Here is a 20,634-nt window from a genome sequence, read left to right on the forward strand (position 1 = left end):
TCTCATGGCTAACCGCATAGCTCGAGCGGGAGGGGCACTCGTGCTCGTCTCCGCTCTGGCACTCTCCGCATGCTCATCAGGGGCAAGCACTGACGGTGGCACTGACGCCGCTGGCGCCTGTGCTCCCTCAGACGGGCCCGTAACGCTCAACTTCACCACCTGGCTGCCCGGCATGGAAGATGCTGTCGCTATCTGGAACGAGAAGAACCCTGACATCCAAGTCGAGGTACAGACCGGTCCGAATGGTAACGGCGGAACGTATAAAAACTTCTTCAACCAGATCGAAGCAGGCAACGCTCCCGACCTCGGCCAGATCGAGTACGACGCACTGCCCAACTTCCGCGTACAAGACGGTGTTGTCAACATCGCCGACTGTGCGGGTGTCATGGATGCTCAGGACCAGTTCATTGACTGGACCTGGAGCCAGGTCACCTTCGGTGAAGAAGACGCTGTTTACGCCGTGCCGCAGGACACCGGCCCCGAGGCACTGTTCTACCGCGCCGACCTCTTCGAGCAGGCTGGCATTGCCATCCCGACCACGTGGGACGAATACGCTGAGGCAGCGAAAGCGATCCGCGCAGAGGGTGGCTACATCACCAACTTCTCACAGAGCGACATCAACGCCTTCGCCGGACTCGTCTGGCAGGCCGATGGTCAATGGTTTGAGAATGACGGAGAAGCGTGGAACGTCACTCTCGACTCGCCTGAGTCGACGAAGGTCGCCGAATACTGGCAGGGATTGCTCGACGACGACCTCGTAGCAACCCTTCCGCCGTGGACCGATGAGTGGAACAATGGCTACAACTCCGGTGAAGTCTGGAGCTGGGTCTCCGCAGTATGGGGTGCAAACACCATCACGAGTGGCGCGCCTGACACTGCCGGCAACTGGGCTGTAGCTCCGATGCCGCAGTGGGAAGCTGGCGGCTCTGCTGCAGGCAACTGGGGCGGATCGAGCACCGCAGTTCTCAACGGAAGCGAACACCCCTACGAGGCTGCACAGTTCGCACTCTGGCTCAACACTGACCCCGAGGCGCTGTCGAGCATGAACAAGACCGCAAACATCTACCCGGCGACTAAGACCGGTGGAGACCTGCCAGCATTCTCCGAGGGCCTCGACTTCTATGGCGGACAGAACATCTACGATGTGTTCGCTGAAGCTGGTTCGCAGGTCAACCCTGACTTCACGTGGGGACCAACAATGACGCAGACCTACACGGATGTTGCTGACGGTTTCTCCGCCGCAATCTCTGGTTCAGGCACCCTCATGGATGCCCTGAAGTCGGGTCAGCAGAAGACAATTGACGCCATGAAGGCTGCCGCGATTGCTGTCAACGAATAACACGAACGACGTTATTCACCTCCGTGCCGCGGGTACCAGCCTTGTGCTGGACACCCGCGGCACGGGCGTGCCGTCGATCCCGCACTGGGGTGGCGACCTCGGAGAACTCTCGCCACAGCAACTGAGCGACCTGGTTCGCTCGCGGGAACGCGCAATTGGCCCGAGTTCAATCGACGAACCGTTGCGGCTCGGAATTGTTCCCCTTCTTGCGGAAGGGTGGACCGGCATCCCGGGCCTCGAAGGTCGCCATGACACCGAGGGTGGGCGTGTGCGTCGGCCGATGCTGCGCACCGAGAGCATCGATCGACCAGCGCCCAACCGCGTTGTGGTCACGTTGGTCGACGTCACCACCAGCAGCTCGGTGAGCCAGTCGGACGACGCCACAAGTTCGACGGATGTGGTGACACTACGCCTTGTTGTCGAGTTTGAGCTCTCGCCGAGTGGGGTGCTGCGCAGCCGCTCCCGCATCACTAATGCTGCGCCGCAAGCCCTCGAGCTGTCGATGCTTGCCACGACACTTCCGCTCCCGCCTATCGCGCAGGAGCGTCTTGATTTTGCCGGAAGTTGGGCAGCAGAGCGTGCCCCCCAACGTTCCACAATTGACTATGGAACCTGGCTGCGCGAATCGCGCCGCGGTCGCCGCGGTCACGACGATTCCTATCTCACAGTGGCGGGAACGCCCAACTTTGGCTTTCGGCACGGTGAGGTCTGGGCCATTCACCTCGGCACCAGTGGCGACACCCGCATGTGGGTCGACCGCACCGCGGATGGCATCACCACGCTCGGCGCCGCCGAACTGTTTGCGCCCGGCGAGGTGCGTCTTGCCACGGACGAAAGTTATGAGACTCCGTGGGCGTACGCCGCCTGGTCGAATACCGGCCTCGATGGCCTCAGCGAACGATTCCATGCGTGGTTCCGCGCACTTCCGGCTCACCCAACGACACCTCGTCCGCTGACGCTCAATACGTGGGAGGCCGTCTACTTTGACCACACTGTTGAGCAGCTCTCGCGGCTAGTCGAGTTGGCTGCCGACGTCGGTGTTGAACGTTTCGTGCTCGACGATGGGTGGATGACCGGCCGCTCCGATGATGCGCGGGCACTCGGCGATTGGAGGGTCGATCCAGTGACCTGGCCTCAGGGCCTCACTCCACTGGTCGAGCAGGTGACCTCAGCAGGGATGCAGTTTGGGCTGTGGGTTGAGCCCGAAATGGTGTCACTCGACTCGGAGCTTGCGCGCGAGCATCCAGAGTGGATTCTGCGGGACGACGATCGACCCCTGCCGAAGTCGTGGCGCAACCAATACGTGCTTGACCTCGACATTCCTGCCGCACGCCATTACGTGCGCGACGCGATCGCTGCCCTGCTCGACGAGTACGCAATCAGCTACCTCAAGTGGGACATGAACCGTGACCTGCTCGGTGGTTCGGTACTTCGGCATGTGCAAGCGACGTACCTGCTGATGGATGAACTGCGCGAACGCTTCCCGCACGTGGAAATCGAATCGTGTGCCTCGGGTGGGGCCAGAGTGGATGCCGGGGTACTCGAACGTGTTCAGCGGGTCTGGCCATCAGACACCAACGACGCGCACGATCGTTTCTCGATCATGCGCTGGACTAATCTGCTCGTGCCGTTCGAATACTTGGGATCGCACGTTGGCTCTTCTCCCGCACACACCTCGGGACGTTCGCTTTCGCTCAGCTTCCGGCTTGCAACGGCACTGATGGGCCACTCGGGAATTGAGTGGGATCTGACCGCAACGTCCGCCGAGGAGCGGGAGGCTTTGCGCACGTGGGCGGGCACCTATCGTTCACTGCGGAAGCTGATTCATTCGGGTCGTGTGGTGCGCGGCGACGGTGAGGATGACCCGATTGTCACGGGAATAATTGCCGCAGATTCAGCGGATGCTGTCTACTGGATCACGTGTCTTGCCACGCCGAGCGATTCGGTGCGGCCCACCCGCCGTCTACCCGGTCTCGACCCACACCTCAGCTATCGGGTCGCCCCCGTTGATGTGGGTGCTCCCGCCGAAACTTACCCCGGCACAGCACCGGCGTGGTGGGTGGACGGCGAGATTACGCTGCCCGGTGCCGTACTCGATGCGGTGGGAATCGACGTGCCGCTGCTGCACCCCGACGAAGCGATCGTGCTGCGGGTCACAAAAATCACGCCACGATAAGCGGGGCTGCCAAACGCGACCAACTGGTCGAGAACCTCAATCGACACGGGCAGATCGTGCGAATCGACCCACGTCTCGCCGCGCTCGGCCGTGACCCACGGGTCATTCAGCAGCACCGTGTCACCCTGCACCGCATGAGCCACAACCCAGTGCGGGGTGGACGCGTCGTGCATGGGCTCTTCTTCGATCAGGAGCATGGCAAGTTCCCCACCAGCGACTCGGTCGACGATCGTGCTCACCGATAATGGTTCAGTGTGTTGCTGGATGCCGCGGCTCGCCGCCTCGGCCCGTGACTGTGCCTGCAACTGCTCCCGGAACGCGCGCTCCTCCGCCTCGTACCCTTCGAGGAGAGTAGCTTCGGTGGTGTCGAGGTGAAGTTCGAGTCGAACACCAGAATCGGCGACCGCATCGTGCACAGCCACCGCCAGCCCGAGAGGTTCGCAGGCGGGAAAGTTGGTCGCTGCTCGCCAGAAAGCGAGCTCGCGCTCGCGAGCATCCGCATCGTCGCTCGAGTCGAATGGGTCGAGTCCGAGGTGGGTCAGTGCCGTCATCGCGGCAACAGCCCCGCAGGTGAATAGCGTGGTCTGGCCGTAGTAGCGCAACTGCGGGTGCGGCCATGCGCTATGCCACAGCACAAAACCGCGCATACCGCGGGTGCCGTCAGCCGACGAGATCGGCTCGCGCAGTTCGTCGAACCCGAGGGCGAGAGCGAAGCCGGGCAGTTCGGCATCCGAAGCTAGTTGCCACTTGACGCCGGCATCGCCGCGCTGCTGGGACGCCGCGATGATTTCGCCCACCAGCGGCTCGGCGGCGGCTTCGGATTCTGCCCAGAGGTCGACGATTTTCGTGTAGCGGGTGTTGGGGCGACCGGAGGTGAGGGCAGCAGTGGTGCCGTGACCTGTGTCGAGCATCCACACCTGCGGGTTGTAGGGCTCACGGTTGCTTTGCCAGAATGCAGCGCGCTCGACACCTAAGGCGCTCACCAACGCGGCGGGCAGTTCTGCTGGTGTGCAGTGTTCAACGGTGCGAGTGGAGGATTCCACGGGGTCCTTTCGAGTGAGTCCGGTCGCTAGTGGCGCCGACATTAGTGGGGTGCGGTTTCGTGAATTGAGGCGGCAACGAGGGATTGGGTGTACGGATGCGTTGGAGAGTTGAGCACGTCGCGGCACAAGCCAGATTCGATCACTTCGCCGTCGCGCAGCACATACACGCGGTCAGCGAGTTGACGTACGACGGCGAGGTCGTGCGAAATGAACAGGATAGAGAGCCCGAGTTCCACCCGAAGCTTGGCGAGCAGGTCGAGGATCTGTTTCTGCACGGACACGTCGAGGGCCGACACCGATTCGTCGCAGATGAGGAGTTGGGGTTGCACGGCGAGAGCGCGAGCGATTGCTACCCGCTGACGTTCCCCTCCCGAAAGCTCGGCGGGCCGTTTGCGGGCAAAGTCGGCCGGCAATTCGACAAGGTGCAACAGTGATGTGAGATCGGATGCCGCACGCCCCGCCACCGACAGTGCCAGCTTGAGCGACCGCCCCACATTGATCATCGGGTTGAGCGACGAGTACGGATCTTGGAACACGATCTGCATCTGCTTAGGTGTGCGGGAGGCGCGGCCGGCAGCGAGTGCGACACCATCGAAAACGATCACACCGCTCGTCTCACGTTCGAGTCCGGCGATGCAGCGTGCAATCGTGGTCTTACCTGATCCGCTCTCGCCGACGATGCCCACGGTTTCGCCTCGGCCCACCGTCACACTCACTCCGTGCAGCACTGTTTTGTCACCGAAGCTCTTCGTGAGTTCGGTCGCGACGACAAGATCGCCGGTGGCGCCCTCGCGGTCAACACCGGTGCCGGAGGTGCTGGCGGCGACGCCGGAGCCGTCACTGGCGGATGCCGACCGCGCGACAACCGCGGAGCGGTCGGTCAGTGAGGGGTCGGCTTCGATCAGCGCGCGCGTGTACGGGTGGCTGGGTGCGCTGAGCACCGCGCTGGTGTTGCCGCGCTCGACGATGTCGCCGTGGCGCATCACGAGAACGTGTTCGGCGCGTCCGCGCACCATCCCGAGGTCGTGTGAGATGAGTAGCGCAGCCATGCCGCGCGCTTGCTGGAGGCGGCGCAGGAGGTCGAGAATTTCGCCCTGGTTGCTGGCGTCGAGAGCGGTGGTGGGTTCGTCGGCGATGAGCAGTTCGGGGTCGGTGGCGAGTGCTGCCGCGATTGCAACGCGTTGGCGCATTCCGCCGGACAGTTCGTGGGGGTAGGCCTTGGCGACATCCGCGGGCAGGTTTACCTCGGCGAGACTCTGGGTGATAAGAGTGGTGCGTTCGCTGCGGTTGAGGCGTCGCTCACTGGCGGCGTCGATTGTCATGCCGATCTGCACGCCGCAGCGGTGCACGGGGCTCAGACTCGTGAAGGGATCTTGCAGCAGCAGCGAGATGCGACGGCCTCGGGTTGCGCGCCAGACGGCATCCGTTGAGGGTAGTTCGATCGTGGCACTGCCGAGAGCGATGGTGCCGCGCGCGCTGAAACCTGCAGGCAACAACCCGGCGATGGCTTTGGCCGAGAGTGTCTTACCCGAACCGGATTCGCCGATGAGCGCAAGAGTTTCGCCGGGAGCAATCGAGAAGTCGAAGGGCGCGACGACGACACCGGCCGGGCCATCAATGGTCAAGCCCGTGACGGCGACTTGTTCGTGCGTCATGAGCGCCCCGTTCTGGTCAAGATTTGGCCGAGCCAGTCGCCGACGAGGTTCGCCGCCGAGGCGACCCCAATGATCAGCAGGGCGGGCACGAGCACGGCAGCGGGATTGTCGATCATAATCGAGCGGCCGTCGGTCAGTTGGCGACCCCAATCGGCGGTGCCCGGTGCAACCCCGACACCCAAGAACGACAGGGACGAGAAAGCGACCAGCGCGAACGCCACGTTGAGCATTCCGTTGGTAATGATGAGCGACGACACGTTCGGCAGCACCTGCGTGAACATGATGCGAGTGCGGGAGAGTGACAGCATTTGGGCTGCCTCCACGAATGGTCGCGCGGCCTGTTCCATAACGCCAGCACGCACGATGCGGGTGTCAGAGGGCGAGAACAACAGGATTAGCAGCAGCACGGTCATCCAATAGCCCGCACCGAACACGCCCGCAACGACGATTGCGGCGAGCAGCAGCGGCAGGGAGAACAGGAGGTCCGTCCAGCGTCCGATGATGAAGTCGATGGGGCCGCGCAGATAGCCGGAGATGGTTCCGAGAACGATGCCGATGAGCATTGAACCGAGCGCGACGCAGAGGGGGCCAACGAGGGCGGATGCCGCACCAGCGATCGTGAGGGCCAGCACGTCACGGCCGAGTTCGTCGGTGCCGAGAAGGTGGCCGGGACTGCCGGGGGGCAGGAGGGAATCGAGAATCGACTGGGCTGTGGCATCCGGAGCTATGAGGTTACCAAAGACCACCAGCACAGCGGCGATCCCCAGAAGGGCCAGCGAAGCCCAGACCGCAACCGGATGACGGCGACGCGAGCGGGGTACTTTGGCAAGCGCAATTGCTTCGGTGGTGGTCACTGTGCTGTCTCTTTTGCGCGGATGCGGGGGTCGAGAAAGATGTAGGCCAGGTCGGCGAGCAGCGCGATGGTTGCGATGGTCACCGCGACCAGCAGGGTGAGCGCTTGCACTACGGCGATGTCCTTGAATAGCACGGACCCTTGCAGCAGCGTGCCGAGGCCCGGCAGCGCAAACGTGGTTTCGGCAAGCACGGTGCCGCCGACGAGGAAGGTGAGCACGAGGCTGGCACCGGTGACGATCGGGATGGCGGCGTTGCGCAGGGCGATCATGTGCACTTGGCGGTCGGGCAGGCCGCGCGCGCGACCAAAGGTTACGTAGTCGGTCTCGAGTTCGCGCAGCATTGCGGTGCGCGTGAGTTTGAGGATGATGGCACCGAGGCCGAGCGCCAGGGTGATGCCGGGCAGTACAAGGTGCCAGAGGGTGTCGAGCCCTCCGTCGCCGGATCCGTAGACCGGAAAGATGGGGAGGTAGAAAGCAAACACGTAGAGAAGGAGCAGGCCGACGGCGAAGGTGGGGGCGCTGAGGCCGACGATGCCGAAGCCGGTCGCGAAGCGGTCGATCCAGCTTCCGGAACGCACGGCACTCTGTACGCCGAGCGGGATCGCTACGACAACCGCGAGAGCGAAGGCAAGCCCACTGAGTGAAGCGGTAATCCCCACGCGGGCTCCGATGACGCTGGAGACCGAATCCTGCAGGCGAATCGATTGTCCGAAGTCGCCGGTGAGTGCGCTTCCGAGCCAGATCAGGTATTGCATATAGAGCGGCTGGTCGAGGTTGTACTGCGCACGGATCGCGGCTACAGCATCCGGCGATGATGGCCGGTTGCCGAGCAGGTTCTTGACGATGTCGCCGGGGGCGAGGTGCAGCATCGAGAACACGACGATTGAGAGCACCAGCAGAATTCCGATGGTGCCGAGCACGCGCACCACGAGCATGCGGCCGAGGGGCCGTGATCGTGATGCGCGTGCAATCGGGGTAGCGATCATTGATTATCCAGCGGGGCTGAGCATGGTGGGCCACGAGGAGATGAACGCGAATGAGCTGTAGTTGCTCATGTCGATGTTCTTCGAGAATGCGGTTGCTGACTGTCCCCACCAGAGGGGAACGCTGATGATGTCCTCGGCCTGCAGAACTTCGGCCTCAATGAGAAGGTCGATGCGGGCGGCGGGGTCGGTCTCGGCACCAACACGTTCAAACAGGGAGAGCACTTCGGGGTTCCCGTAGTTCGAGATGTTGAACTCACCGAGCATGTACGACGAGACTTCAGAGGGGTCGCCCAGCGTGGAGAAGTACCACATGAGCCCGACGCCGTAGCTGCTGTCGGGTTCTAGGCTCGCAAGCCATTCCTCGATCGGAACTTCACGCACGTTGAGAGTGATGCCGATCTTGGAGAGGTTCTCAGCGAGCGACTGGGCGGCAGAGCCGAGCTGGGGCCCGGTCGAGGGGAACAGCATGTCGGTTTCGAAACCATCCGGGTGGTCGGATGCTGCGAGTGCTTTCGCGGCGGCGTCGAGATCGAAATCATACTGTGGGATGCTGGCGAGCAGGTCACGGGCGTCGTCTGCGCTGTAGACGCTTGCGAGCGATTCGGGGGTGGCGATGGCGGTAGCTACTTCTCCGTGGCCGCGCAGCAGTTTGTCGACAATGGTGGTGCGGTCGACGCTGTGCGCGAATGCTTCACGAACCTTCGGGTCATCGAAGGGGGCGAGTGCGGTGTTGAAGTACACCCCGACGTAGGAGAGGTCGTTGACGTAGTCGACGCGCATGCTGTCGAGGTCTTCCCACTGGGTTGATTGGGCGAGCGGCACGTTGAAGGCGATGTCGATGTCGCCGGATTGGGCGGCGAGCAGTCGGGTTCCCTCATCGGGGATGAACTTGACCTCAATGTTTTTGACCTCGGGCAGTTCGCCCCACCAGGTGTCGACACGTTCGAAGTTCACGTGGGAGTCGGGCACGAACTCGGTCACCTTGTAGGGCCCTGAGCCCAGTAGCAGTGCACTGCTGGTTCCGACTTCGCCGTTATTTTCTTCCCAGAACTTCTGCGAAGTAATAAATGCTGCGCCACCCGTGCTCATGTTCTTTGCGAAGGCGGAGTCGGGGGCGGTGAGGGTGACAGTGACTTCGCTGTCGCCGGTTTTCTCGACGGTGTCGACGCCTCCGAGGTAGTACGAGAGCCCGGGTGAGCTGGTTTCATCGCGCGCCTGCTCGAGGCTGAAAACGACATCGTCAGCGGTCACGGGAGTGCCGTCTTGGAACATCGCATCGTCACGCAACTCATAAACGTAGGTGAGGTCGTCCGGCTGCTCCCACGATTCTGCGAGGCCCGGCTGGAGTGCGCCATCGGCATCTAGCGAGACAAGGCCTTCCTGGGTGATGGAGGCGATGTAGTAGTTGAGGATGCCGCTCTCAGCGCCAACATAAAGGCTCGACAGTGAGCCGGGGAGGGCGACGGTGATGGTGTCAATATTGCCATCGGCACCGGTGGAGGAGCCGGGGCTTGCGCACCCGGCGAGGAGCAGAGCGGAGGCGGCAACGGCAACCGTTGACGCACGGGCACCCTTGGCCAGTGTTGTATTCGAAGTTCTCATGCGCAGGTCGTGCCTTTCGGTGAGGGTCACAGGATGGGTGAATGGTGGTGTTGAGAATCGCGCGCGTTGGAGCTGAGAGTGCTGGGGCAGTGCCGCGCGGTCACTGCTGGTTTTCCGGGCCACTTCGCGCATGGCGAGCAGCCTCAGGGCGACCGCAATGCTTGGGGTGTCGGCTGTGCCGTCGATGGTTGTGGCGTAGATGCGTCGACGAAGTTTGGGTTGGAGCTCGATTGCGATGACTTCAGCGGGGAGGGCGGTGGCGGCGAGCGCAAGCTCAGAGAGGAAGCTCACGCCGATTCCGGATGCCACTAGCGCAAGGGCCGCATCCGTTTTGGTGACATCGTGGCGGAGGGTTGGCGTTTCGCCTTGAGCGCTGGCGACGCTGACGAGTTGTTCGGTGCAGGTTGCGGGGCCGCCGATCCAGGTGAAGGGAAGCAGTGCCGTGATGCTGGCGGTCGAGCCGAGTGTTTCGGCGACTGTGCGGGGCACGATCGCGAGCACGTTTTCGGAGAGCAGGAATCGTGATCGCAGGCCTTCGGGGCTGGTGTGGGCGCTTGCTCCGATTGTGTGGTCGTTTGTGTAGCGGTAGTCGAGGGCAATATCGGAGCGTCCGTCGGCGACAGCGGTGAGCGCTTCTTCAGGTTCTGCTTCGCCAAATTCCACTTGGATGCCCGGAAACTCGCGGTCGAGGCGCGAGAGTAGTGGGGCGATGATGCTCGCGACGGCGGCCGGGAATGCGGTTAGTCGCAGTGAGCCACGGTCGAGGCCGAGGTAGGCGGTGAGGTCGCTTGCTGCTGCGGTGATGGCGGCATCGATGCGGGGGGTGTGGTGGGCGAGAAGTGCCCCACTTTCGGTGAGTTCCATGCCGCGCGGGGTGCGGGCGACGAGTGCAATGTTCAGTCGCGCTTCGCTGCGTTTGAGGTGCTGGGTGATGGCGGGCTGGCTGAATCCGAGGCGTCGTGCGGCGGCGGAGACGCTTCCGGTTTCGTTGATGGCAACCAGGATGCGCAGCATGTGCAGGTCGAGCGCGCGAGTGAGTTCGTCGAGATTGGCGGATCTTTCGGCTTCACCGTGCATAACGACACCTTATGGGCAAAGCACCAAGGCATAACGTTACGGAATGATTAAGTTTTGCTTGGCGGGGTCTCCGCCCCCGGAACTGCGGGGGTTCGCGTGGTCCTACTCGGGGCCAAAGATAAGCAGGTCTCCAACCTCACAGTCCAGTGCTCGACACACGGCAGAGAGCGTAGAGAACCGGATGGCGCGGGCACGATCGTTTTTGAGAATGGACAGGTTCACGACGCTCACCCCCACCATTTCGCTCAACCGTGTGAGCGTCATCCCCCGTTCCTCAAGAAGTTCATCGAGCCGACAGTGGATGCCGGTGGGCGCGCCATCGTCCAACGGCGCCATCAGACGAGACCGTCTGTTTCCCGCTGCAAACGCTGCCCGAACTCGAATGCTGCCGCCACGACGCCAAGGGCTAGGCCCCACGCGAGCGGTGACAGGTCGACGATTACCCCAAAGATTATTAGCCCCTCTTGGTCGAATCCCGTGTCGGAGTTCGCCAGGATCGCTTCCCCGAGAAATTTCACAATTTCGGCGTCGGCTATGGCGTGAAGCAGGGGGGAGAGCATTCCGGTCACCATGACGAGTACCGCGGCGGCGAACGTGGACCAGGTGGCTGCGCGAGCAAAGGGGTGCTTCTTCAGCAGGTGTGTGCCGAGAATGATGACGATCACGCTGAGTCCGATTCCGAGCAGTGCGCTGAGTGTGAAATCTGACACCATCAGCCAGCGAAGGCCGGGGGGCAGCCCTTCGATCATGAGGGCAACCGATTCGTAGCGGGCGTCGCTAATGGCGACCGCTGCGTCGGCGAACTCCGGGGCTTGTGCATTGGCGAGGGGGAGGCCCGCGACGCTCAGTACGTTGGCGGTCAGGGTGTGGATCGATCGAAAGACCAGCACAATCAGGTTCACCACCCCGACGAACAGCGCGCCGATCGTAATCGCTTGGAGCCCGCGCCGGTCGAGTGCTTCGAAGCGGCGTGTGGCGTTCGGTGGCTTCGTCATGCGGTTCTCCTTAACGATTATCGATAATAACGATTGTCGGTAACATAACGCTTATCGTTGTGCTTGGCAAGTGACCCGTGCCCCGCACTGGGGCGGTCCCGTGCTCCTGCAAAGTCAGTAGATTTGACGCATGACGAGAACCCGACGGTTGCCCGCGGTAGTCGCCGGTGCCGTACTCCTCGCTCTGGGTCTCGCTGGCTGTTCATTCGTTGATGACGCGGGCCAAGTGTGGGGAATAGTCAACTCGGATTTCGAGAAGCAGCGAAGCCTTGCACGAGCGGTTTCTGCGCTCGAACTCCTGGAGGGTGTCGAATCCGCGTCGTCTAACTTCACGGCTGCTGGTCTCTCCGGGGCGGAGGCGGAGCTTCACGTGATTGTGCGCCCGGGCACTACGCCCGAACAGGCACGGTCAATTTCGAGCACAACGCGCGAGGCCTTCGGTGCACCCGAGTTGGAGGGGGTGAATCCCCTGTTCACGCTGCGGGGCAACGGCGCCGCAGACGGGGTGCTCACCAGGAATTGTTTCGACCTCTCGGATGGCGCCCTCGCTGATGTCGCGTTCGCCGCAGATTTTGCCTACTGGCGCGCCGGAGAAATTGCGGTCGGGGCACCACTCTCAATGTCACTCACACCGAGTGCCACAGGGGAAGCCTGTGACCGTGGATTCACTGCCCCGGATCAGGGCGACGCTGGGCAGGGCGACGCTGGGCAGGGCGACGCCGTGCGGACTGCCGAACTCCTCCTCGACAACTTCGAGGCGCTCGCAGCCGTACCCGATGAGACCCAGAACGCCACGATGTGGCAATTTGCTGGGATGCGAGCGTCGCCAAGCCTGCCGTCGGCTGAACTCGTGGGGCTTCTCGACGACATCCACGACACCATCCCACTGATTGACTACTCGCAGCTTCCCGAAAACCCCGCGCCCGATACTGAGTACCCCGAGGGCGTGCTGCTGGCGATAAACGAGCTCAACCCCGAGCAGCCGGTGGTCGCAGAAATCATGATTAGTCAAAGGGCGTATCGAAACGCCGATTGGCTGAACGCCATCGCGGCAGGAACGCTGGCCACCCGTGTGCCCGATCTCAGCTTTCGCTACGTGATGCCGGAACGACAGTTCCAGTTGCACACCTCCACGTGCGAGGGCACGGTCAACGAGTCGAGCGACGATCAGAAATTCTTCGACGCCATCGTCGCTCACGGTGCAGAACTTCTGCCCGGAGCAGGGCCGGGCACCTGCGTCCCTGAGCGCTAGCTAGGGACAGTCACGCCTAGGGCGAACACCGGACTATTTCACCATTTCACTGGTTACTCTCTCTATATAGGTACCGAATTCGTAGCGGTATCAAAGGAGTGAAAAGATGTTTGAGAGATTTACCGACCGCGCCCGTCGGGTAGTCGTGTTGGCCCAAGAAGAGGCCAAGATGCTCAACCACAACTACATCGGCACGGAGCACATTCTGCTTGGCCTCATCCATGAGGGCGAGGGAGTCGCCGCGAAGGCACTCGAGTCGCTGGGCATTTCACTCGACTCTGTGCGCGAGCAGGTGCAAGACATTATTGGTCAGGGTCAGCAGCAGCCGACCGGCCACATCCCCTTTACCCCGCGGGCCAAGAAGGTTCTTGAGCTGAGCCTGCGTGAAGCGCTGCAACTCGGCCACAACTACATCGGCACCGAGCACATTCTGCTTGGCCTCATCCGTGAGGGTGAAGGTGTTGCCGCCCAGGTTCTCGTCAAGCTCGGCGCCGACCTCAACAAGGTGCGCCAGCAGGTGATCCAGCTCCTCGGCAGCTTCCAAGGCAAAGAAGCGGTTGCCGTTGGCGGAAACGACGCGACACCCGACAAGGGCTCGCAGGTACTTGACCAGTTCGGCCGCAACCTTACTCAGGCGGCTCGTGACGGCAAGCTCGACCCCGTAATTGGCCGCGAGAAGGAGATGGAACGCGTTATGCAGATCCTCTCCCGTCGCACCAAGAACAACCCTGTGCTTATCGGCGAGCCCGGCGTGGGTAAGACCGCTGTTGTTGAAGGACTCGCGCTCGCTATCATTCACGGTGACGTACCCGAAACGCTCAAAGACAAGCAGCTCTACTCGCTTGACCTTGGCTCGCTCATCGCCGGAAGCCGCTACCGTGGTGACTTCGAAGAGCGCCTCAAGAAAGTCACGAAAGAGATCCGCACTCGCGGCGACATCATTGTCTTCATCGACGAAATCCACACCCTCGTGGGTGCCGGTGCCGCTGAGGGCGCAATCGACGCCGCCTCCATCCTCAAGCCACTGCTGGCCCGGGGCGAGCTTCAGACGATTGGTGCGACCACTCTCGACGAGTACCGCAAGCACTTCGAAAAAGATGCCGCGCTTGAGCGTCGCTTCCAGTCGGTACAGGTGCACGAACCCAACCTGCCGCACACTATCAACATCTTGAAGGGGCTCCGCGACAAGTACGAGTCCTTCCACAAGGTGTCCATCACCGACGGTGCAATCGTTGCTGCCGCGAACCTCGCCGACCGCTATGTCGCCGACCGGTTCCTGCCAGACAAAGCAATTGACCTTTTGGATGAAGCGGGCGCACGTTTGCGCCTCTCCATCCTTTCCGCACCCCCCGAACTGCGGGAATTCGACGAGAAGATCGCCGAAGTTCGTGGCCAAAAAGAGGGCGCAATCGAAGGCCAAGACTTTGAAAAGGCTGCCAGCCTTCGTGACGAAGAAAAGAAGCTGCTTGGGGAGCGACTGCGCCTCGAGAAGCAGTGGAAGTCAGGCGACGTTGGCTCGAGCGGAATCGTAGACGAAGGCCTCATCGCCGAAGTCTTGGCGGCTGCCACCGGTATCCCCGTGTTCAAGCTCACCGAAGAAGAGTCCAGCCGACTCATCTTCATGGAGAAGGCACTGCACATGCGCGTCATCGGTCAAGAGGAAGCCATCTCGGTTCTCTCCAAGACCATTCGCCGCACCCGGGCCGGGCTGAAAGACCCCAACCGCCCGAGTGGTTCGTTCATCTTCGCCGGCCCGACCGGTGTGGGTAAAACGGAGCTGGCTAAGGCGCTCGCCGAGTTCCTATTCGACGACGAGTCGGCCATGATCTCGCTCGACATGAGTGAATATGGCGAAAAGCACACCGTATCTCGACTGTTTGGTGCCCCTCCCGGATTCGTAGGATTCGAAGAGGGTGGCCAGCTCACCGAGAAAGTGCGCCGCAAGCCGTTTAGCGTTGTGCTGTTCGATGAGATCGAAAAAGCTCACCCGGATATCTTCAACTCGCTCCTGCAGGTCCTCGAAGAGGGCCGCCTGACCGACGGTCAAGGTCGCGTCATCGACTTCAAGAACACCGTCATCATCATGACCACCAACCTCGGGACGAAAGACATCACCGCGGGCCCCGTGGGCTTCCAAGTTGAAGGCGACACGGCAACAAGCTATGACCGCATGCGCGGCAAGGTTGTTGAAGAACTCAAGAAGCACTTCAAGCCTGAGTTCCTCAACCGTGTGGATGAGACCATCGTGTTCCCGCAGCTCAACAAGGCAGAACTGCTGCAGATCGTCGACCTGTTCATCAAGCGTCTCTCTGAGCGCATGATGGACCGCGACCTCACCGTCGAGCTCGCTGTTCCTGCCAAGGAGCGTCTCATCGATATCGGGTTCGACCCCGCCCTCGGTGCGCGACCCCTCCGCCGCGCAGTACAGCACGAGGTCGAAGATGCACTGAGCGAGAAAATTCTGCACGGCGAGCTCAACGCGGGTGACCACGTGCATGTGGACTTCGTAAACAACGAGTTCATCTTCACGACCAGCCGCCAGCCTGGGCTCCCCGAAAAGGAACCCGCCGAGGTCGAAGCCTAAACCTCACGGTTGAACGATGAGTGGCTGGGGCGCACCAAATAGGGTGCCCCAGCCACTTCGTCGTTAACAGGCGTGCCGGGCACTAGCGTTACTTCGTGACCTCATTCCGTGTGCGCCCCGCCACAACAGCCGACGTGTGGGCAATCCAGATCCTCGTTGAGCCCCTCGTCAACGAACGTATTCTTCTCGGCAAAGACCTCGTCGTCTTCTATGAAGCTGTGCAAGAGTTTCGTGTAGCGGTGGCCCCTGATGGTCGAGTGATCGGATGCGGCGCCCTGCACGTGATGTGGCATGATCTTGCCGAAGTGCGAACGTTGGCTGTGGCATCCGAATGGTTGGGTAAGGGTGTTGGTCATGTGCTGCTCGAACACATCGAGCGGGATGCACACACCCTCGGTCTTCAGCGCCTCTTCTGCCTCACCTTCGAGACGGCATTCTTCACGCGCCATGGCTTTGAGCCCGTCAACGAAGAACTCGTTGACCCTGCCGTGTTTGCACAGCTTTCTCTGTCGCCCGACGAGGGTGTGGCCGAATTCCTCGATCTTTCCCGCGTGAAACCCAACACCCTCGGCAACACGCGCATGCTGAAGCGCCTTTAGAGGCAATAGACGCTTAGCCTTACGGTATGTCGAGCTTTCGCACTCCGGTTGGCCCGCAGTCAAGCAGCGTCTACTGGCGCCGGCGCCTGATTGTCGGGCTAGGGCTTGTTGCTGTGATCGCGATCATTTTGCTGATCGTCTTCGGTCCCAAAGCATCGTCAAACCCTGACGCTTCTGGTTCGGCCGAAACTTCCACCGCAGAGTCGAACGCTCCTGCCGCCACCGATTCGACTGTCTCAACGGTCTGCGATCCTGCCAAACTTGCCCTCGAAGCGATCACGGACGCCACAGCCTACGACTCGGGCCAGCAGCCGCAGCTGTCATTCTCGCTCAAGAGCACCATGACAGAGCCGTGCACGATCGAGGCCGGCAGCGACATCCAAGAGTTCGTAGTCACTAGCGGTAGTGACGAAATCTGGAACTCGAAGCACTGCCAGACGGCGGGAGAAGCCCGCTCCATTGTTCTTCAGCCTGGCGTGCCCGTTCAGTCAAGTTCGATCGAGTGGGATCGCACCCGTTCGGCATCTGACACGTGCGAGTCGGATCGCCCCGTGGTGACGGCTGAGGGCGCGAGTTACCACCTTGAGGTCTCGGTGGGGGACATCGTCTCAGAGAGCACCAAACAGTTCCTGTTGAACTAGCCCGGATTGGTTATGGACTCTTCATCCTCAGCGGCACAGAGTGCCGAATTCAGCTCGCCCATGCTTGCGGAGGCACTGGAAAGTGGTGACCCCGTTCTGGTGGCCCTAGCGCTTCGAAACGACCGAGTGATTGTGCCCATGCTCAGCGAGGGGGTCGATGACGAAGCGCAGGTTCGCGTATTCCGGCGCGGGGATGCCGATAAGTACATGCTGCTTCTGTTTTCATCGGTTGACACCTACGTTGCAATGCTGCCCGAAGAAACAGACCATCAGGTGGTGGCCTATCGGGCAGAAGACCTGCTGGGTTTCCTCGAGACCAATCGTGGGGTTTTAGAGTCGGTCTGGTTTGACGTTGCGGGCCCGCACAGTATGCAAGCATCGCCGGATGACATCGTCGATGCCCTCACGCTGGTGTGATTGCTCGCCCACCGCGGTCACAACCATATAAATTTTCATTCGGCGGGTGCAGGGGTAGACCACCCAGTTCAGGGGGCAAACGCCCCCAAATTGGTGATTTTGGACCCATTTCGGCACTCTTTCGGGTTACATCCAGCTAAGACCGAACAGCAATGTTTTAATAGGGGCTTTCTATAGCGTGTCTGTGCCGGTTACTCTATTCAGCGTGGATGACAACAGTTTCGGTGTGCCAGCGGGATGGTACCCAGACCCACTGGGCTTGCCCCAGTTGCGCTGGTGGGATGCCCAGGCTTGGACCGAGCACACCTCAGATGCTCGTGCCCCTATTATCGTGCAGCCGACGACCAAGTTGGCTTTTGCCGATGATGACGAAGAAGATGAACTTCCTTCGCGCCGCGATCAGCGCGATCAGCGCGATCGTGATCAAGAACGCAGCGAATCCAGCGACTACCTCATTACTGAAACCCGTAGTGAGCCTGAGCCCGATACTGCGCCAGTCCACGACGAACTGAGTGCACAACCGCTGTTGGCGATGACGCTTCGTGAGCTTGAAGCGCCGATCGAGACAACACAAGAGGCTGATGATCCCCAACTTCTTCCCCGGTCGGCTGCGGGCCACGCAAACTCGATGCCGGGTGCATCAACGCTGAGCGCGTATGCCGAAGAAGAAGATGCGCCAAAGCGCGAGATTCGCCAACACCGCACCTACAATCCGGCCGTCTGGCTGATTGCGGTGCTGCCACTTCTGCAGTTGCTCACCAGCATGTTCCTCATTGCGATCGCGGGCCTTGGTGACAACTTGCCGCTGCTGCTCGTGGTGTGGATAGCGCCCTACGTTGTTGTTCTCGGCCTCGCCGCCTACGACAATCTGCTCTTGCAGGTGTGGGGCCACAAACGTCCCGCCAGTGGAGTGTGGGCTTTCTTGACCGCACCGGTCTACTTGGTGATTCGCGGCATCCGCACAATGCGTGAAACCGGTAAGGGACTCGCACCAATCGCTACCTGGTCTGGTGCCGTGGTTTCGCTGGTGATCGGAATGCTTATTCTTCCGGGCCTGATCATCTCAGTGATTCCGCAGACTTTCAGCGATCAGATTGAGCAGTCCGTAGCGGCGCAGGCGGCAACACTGGGTGCCGGCATTGAGCTGGACTGCCCCACCACGCCGCCACTGCTCGTCGGTGACACATTCACGTGTCGTGCTGTGAAGCCCGCCAACGGTCAGCGCGACTCAATTCTGGTGAGCTTGCAGCGTGAGAATGGCTGGATTAGCTGGCGTGTAGAAGACTGGGGCCTCTGGACCCTGTTCGGCTAACCGCTCGGTCGCGTTGCTCTGTCTTGTTGCTCAAAACTCGGGGATCTCGACGCGTTCGTCGACGGCGCCGGCGAATGCTAGTCGCAGAGCCTCGCGAATGTGACCGGCCTCCGAGTCGAGTACGGTACCGAATCCGAGTCGGGCGGCCTCGGCAAGCCGTTGTTTTGCTGATGACGCTGGCCGAATTTCTCCGGCAAGACTGATCTCGCCGACCACAGCCATCGCTGGTGCGAACGCTTTGTCTTTGTAAGCACTGGCAATGGCGAGGGCGATCGCGAGGTCAGCCCCCGGCTCTGTCACGCGGATGCCGCCCACGGTAGAGACGTACACGTCGAACCCTGAGAGGGGAATTCCCGCTCGCCGCTCAAGCACCGCCAGCAGCATGGCAACCCGGGAGGCGTCGACGCCATTGACGACGCGACGCGGTTGGGGGGCCTGCGATTTGACGATGAGGGCTTGCACCTCAACCGGGAGGGCTCGTCGACCTTCGAGGGCGATGGTGACGCAGGTGCCGCTGACGGGGCGGCGTGTGTGGGAGAGGAAGAGGCCGCTGGGGTCGGCAACTTCGGCGATGCCTTCGCCGGTCATCTCGAAGCAGCCCACTTCGTCGGTGGAGCCGAAACGGTTCTTGTGCGCGCGCACGAAGCGCAGCGCTGTCTGGCGGTCGCCTTCGAACTGGAGCACGACATCCACGAGGTGTTCGAGCAGGCGGGGCCCGGCGATGGTGCCATCTTTGGTGACGTGACCGACGAGCAGCACGGGAAGGTTCTGATCTTTGCTGATGCGGATGAGGGTGGAGGCTACTTCGCGCACCTGGGATGGCCCGCCGGCAATGCCTTCGGTGGCGGCGGAAGCGACGGTCTGCACGGAGTCGACAATAACAAGTTGCGGTTTGACGTGATCGATCTGGCCGAGGATGGTGCCGAGATCGGTTTCGGCTGCGAGAAAGAGTGAGGGGTGCAGGGCGTTGGTGCGTTCGGCACGGAGCCGCACCTGGCTGACGGATTCTTCGGCCGTGACGTAGAGCACGCGCTGACCGGATGCCGCAGCCCGCGATGCGACTTCGAGCAGCAGCGTCGATTTACCGACGCCGGGTTCGCCGCTCAACAGGATGGCGGCCCCGGGAACAACACCTCCGCCGAGCACCCGGTCGAATTCGTTGATGCCGCTCGGCCAGTGGGCGACAGATTCGGCGCCAATGTCGGTGATGGCTTGGGCTGCACTCGAGCCGGCAACGGCGACGGTGGCGACTCGCTTGGAGATTCCGGTGGCCTCGGCGGCATCAATCACGGTGCCCCACTGCTGACATTCACCGCAGCGGCCCACCCATTTGATGCTCGACCAGCCGCACTCGGTGCAGCGAAAATTTGTTACAGCTCGGGCCATGCTTCAACCCTAGGTGTGGCGACTGACAGCGTGAGCTAACCGGCCACACCGTCGCTACGCGAGACTGAGAAAAAGTTTCTCGATATCGTCTGATGACATTCCGTCGTGACTGCCTTCGCCATCCGCGTCATTGATGGCACACGATTGGAGGGCGTTGGCGATGATCAGGTAGCCGGCACGGTCGAGCGCTTTGCTGACGGCGGCGAGCTGGGTTACGACGTCTTTGCAGTTCGATTCGGAGTTGATGGATTCGGTGAGCGCGCGAAGCTGTCCTTCTGCACGTTTGAGCCGATTCATCACTTTGCGCATTGCTTCGGGATCGTGCCCGGTGCGGGCCTCGGCGGGTGCGGCGCTAGCGGTCATAGTTAGCTCTCTTTCGTGATCTGCAGGCCGGAGTTGCGCCAGGCGGAGGTTCCGCCCTCAACATTGACGGCGTCGAAGCCTTGAGTGTTTAGCCATTCGACCGCTTGGCCGCTGCGCCCGCCGCTTTCGCAGATCATGTAGACGGTGTTGTCGCGGTCGAGTTCCTCGACGCGGGCGATGAGTTCGCCGAGGGGAATACTTGCGGCGGTCGGCGCATGCCCGGCCACGTATTCGACGGGTTCGCGCACGTCGATGATGACGGGGTTGGTGAGTTCGGAGAGGGCTTTGGGGTCAATGGTGTTCATGGTGTCTATTCCTTGCGGCGGTTAGTGTTCGGTGGCGAGCGGGAGTGA

General features: G+C 61.7%; 17 protein-coding genes and 1 pseudogene. 8 read left to right on the forward strand and 10 right to left on the reverse strand.

The features are described from left to right. Window positions 1-4: 4 nt before the first annotated feature. Both FB472_RS09285 and FB472_RS09290 read left to right on the forward strand, forming a co-directional pair. Window positions 5-1,339 (forward strand): ABC transporter substrate-binding protein, encoded by a 1,335-nt coding sequence (locus tag FB472_RS09285; protein WP_141990662.1) that lies wholly within the window; start codon window positions 5-7, stop codon window positions 1,337-1,339. Continuing rightward, window positions 1,323-3,515: an alpha-galactosidase gene (locus tag FB472_RS09290; RefSeq protein ID WP_141990663.1), complete on the forward strand. Its 2,193-nt coding sequence runs from the start codon at window positions 1,323-1,325 to the stop codon at window positions 3,513-3,515. Before FB472_RS09285 ends, FB472_RS09290 begins: the two co-directional genes overlap by 17 nt. A 38-nt stretch (window positions 3,516-3,553) precedes the next feature. On the opposite strand, the pseudogene FB472_RS14570 reads toward FB472_RS09290, so the two are convergent. The 7 genes and pseudogenes from FB472_RS14570 to FB472_RS09325 form a co-directional block, all read right to left on the reverse strand. Further along, window positions 3,554-4,600 (reverse strand): annotated as a pseudogene (locus FB472_RS14570) (peptidase C39 family protein); the annotation flags it as partial. Further along, the gene (locus FB472_RS09300) at window positions 4,600-6,213 is read right to left on the reverse strand and encodes an ATP-binding cassette domain-containing protein (protein WP_141990665.1); all 1,614 of its coding nucleotides are present in this window, start codon (window positions 6,211-6,213) and stop codon (window positions 4,600-4,602) included. The pseudogene FB472_RS14570 and the gene FB472_RS09300, both read right to left, overlap by 1 nt. Continuing rightward, the gene (locus FB472_RS09305) at window positions 6,210-7,067 is read right to left on the reverse strand and encodes an ABC transporter permease (RefSeq protein WP_141990666.1); all 858 of its coding nucleotides are present in this window, start codon (window positions 7,065-7,067) and stop codon (window positions 6,210-6,212) included. The genes FB472_RS09300 and FB472_RS09305 overlap by 4 nt, the downstream gene beginning before the upstream one ends. Continuing rightward, entirely contained in the window at window positions 7,064-8,053 is a 990-nt protein-coding gene (locus FB472_RS09310; protein ID WP_141990667.1) for an ABC transporter permease, read from the reverse strand. The genes FB472_RS09305 and FB472_RS09310 overlap by 4 nt, the downstream gene beginning before the upstream one ends. Before the next feature lie 3 nt (window positions 8,054-8,056). Next, window positions 8,057-10,732 carry an ABC transporter substrate-binding protein gene (locus FB472_RS09315; RefSeq protein ID WP_141990668.1) on the reverse strand — a complete coding sequence of 892 codons (2,676 nt, stop codon included), beginning with the start codon at window positions 10,730-10,732 and terminating at the stop codon, window positions 8,057-8,059. A 102-nt stretch (window positions 10,733-10,834) separates the two neighbouring features. After that, window positions 10,835-11,068, reverse strand: a complete 234-nt coding sequence (locus FB472_RS09320) for a helix-turn-helix domain-containing protein (protein ID WP_141990669.1) — start codon at window positions 11,066-11,068, stop codon at window positions 10,835-10,837. Further along, on the reverse strand, window positions 11,068-11,727 hold the full coding sequence (locus FB472_RS09325; RefSeq protein WP_141990670.1) for a hypothetical protein: 660 nt from the start codon (window positions 11,725-11,727) through the stop codon (window positions 11,068-11,070). Before FB472_RS09325 ends, FB472_RS09320 begins: the two co-directional genes overlap by 1 nt. 130 nt (window positions 11,728-11,857) lie before the next feature. On the opposite strand from FB472_RS09325, the gene FB472_RS09330 reads away from it, so the two are divergent. From FB472_RS09330 to FB472_RS09355, 6 genes are all read left to right on the forward strand, one after another. Continuing rightward, window positions 11,858-12,979 carry a hypothetical protein gene (locus tag FB472_RS09330; RefSeq protein WP_141990671.1) on the forward strand — a complete coding sequence of 374 codons (1,122 nt, stop codon included), beginning with the start codon at window positions 11,858-11,860 and terminating at the stop codon, window positions 12,977-12,979. 106 nt (window positions 12,980-13,085) lie between these two features. After that, window positions 13,086-15,563: an ATP-dependent Clp protease ATP-binding subunit gene (locus FB472_RS09335; protein ID WP_021810636.1), complete on the forward strand. Its 2,478-nt coding sequence runs from the start codon at window positions 13,086-13,088 to the stop codon at window positions 15,561-15,563. 95 nt (window positions 15,564-15,658) lie between these two features. After that, entirely contained in the window at window positions 15,659-16,162 is a 504-nt protein-coding gene (locus tag FB472_RS09340) for an amino-acid N-acetyltransferase (RefSeq protein WP_141990672.1), read from the forward strand. Window positions 16,163-16,188: 26 nt separating this feature from the next. Beyond that, on the forward strand, window positions 16,189-16,803 hold the full coding sequence (locus FB472_RS09345; RefSeq protein WP_021810638.1) for a hypothetical protein: 615 nt from the start codon (window positions 16,189-16,191) through the stop codon (window positions 16,801-16,803). Window positions 16,804-16,815: 12 nt separating this feature from the next. Beyond that, the gene (locus FB472_RS09350) at window positions 16,816-17,220 is read left to right on the forward strand and encodes an SseB family protein (RefSeq protein WP_021810639.1); all 405 of its coding nucleotides are present in this window, start codon (window positions 16,816-16,818) and stop codon (window positions 17,218-17,220) included. A gap of 205 nt (window positions 17,221-17,425) precedes the next feature. Continuing rightward, a complete protein-coding gene (locus FB472_RS09355) occupies window positions 17,426-18,532 on the forward strand; it encodes a DUF2510 domain-containing protein (protein WP_215730425.1) in 1,107 nt (368 codons plus the stop codon). Window positions 18,533-18,562: 30 nt separating this feature from the next. Here FB472_RS09355 and radA read toward each other — a convergent pair whose 3' ends face one another. The 3 genes from radA to FB472_RS09370 are packed head-to-tail and all read right to left on the reverse strand — an operon-like array spanning window position 18,563 to window position 20,586. After that, the gene (radA, locus tag FB472_RS09360; protein WP_141990674.1) at window positions 18,563-19,918 is read right to left on the reverse strand and encodes a DNA repair protein RadA; all 1,356 of its coding nucleotides are present in this window, start codon (window positions 19,916-19,918) and stop codon (window positions 18,563-18,565) included. A gap of 54 nt (window positions 19,919-19,972) precedes the next feature. Then, window positions 19,973-20,281 carry a metal-sensitive transcriptional regulator gene (locus tag FB472_RS09365; RefSeq protein ID WP_141990675.1) on the reverse strand — a complete coding sequence of 103 codons (309 nt, stop codon included), beginning with the start codon at window positions 20,279-20,281 and terminating at the stop codon, window positions 19,973-19,975. A 2-nt stretch (window positions 20,282-20,283) separates the two neighbouring features. Beyond that, window positions 20,284-20,586, reverse strand: coding sequence for a rhodanese-like domain-containing protein (locus tag FB472_RS09370; protein ID WP_141990676.1), 303 nt, complete (start codon window positions 20,584-20,586; stop codon window positions 20,284-20,286). Window positions 20,587-20,634: the final 48 nt, after the last annotated feature.

The organism is Rhodoglobus vestalii (assembly GCF_006788895.1).
GTDB lineage: Bacteria > Actinomycetota > Actinomycetes > Actinomycetales > Microbacteriaceae > Rhodoglobus > Rhodoglobus vestalii.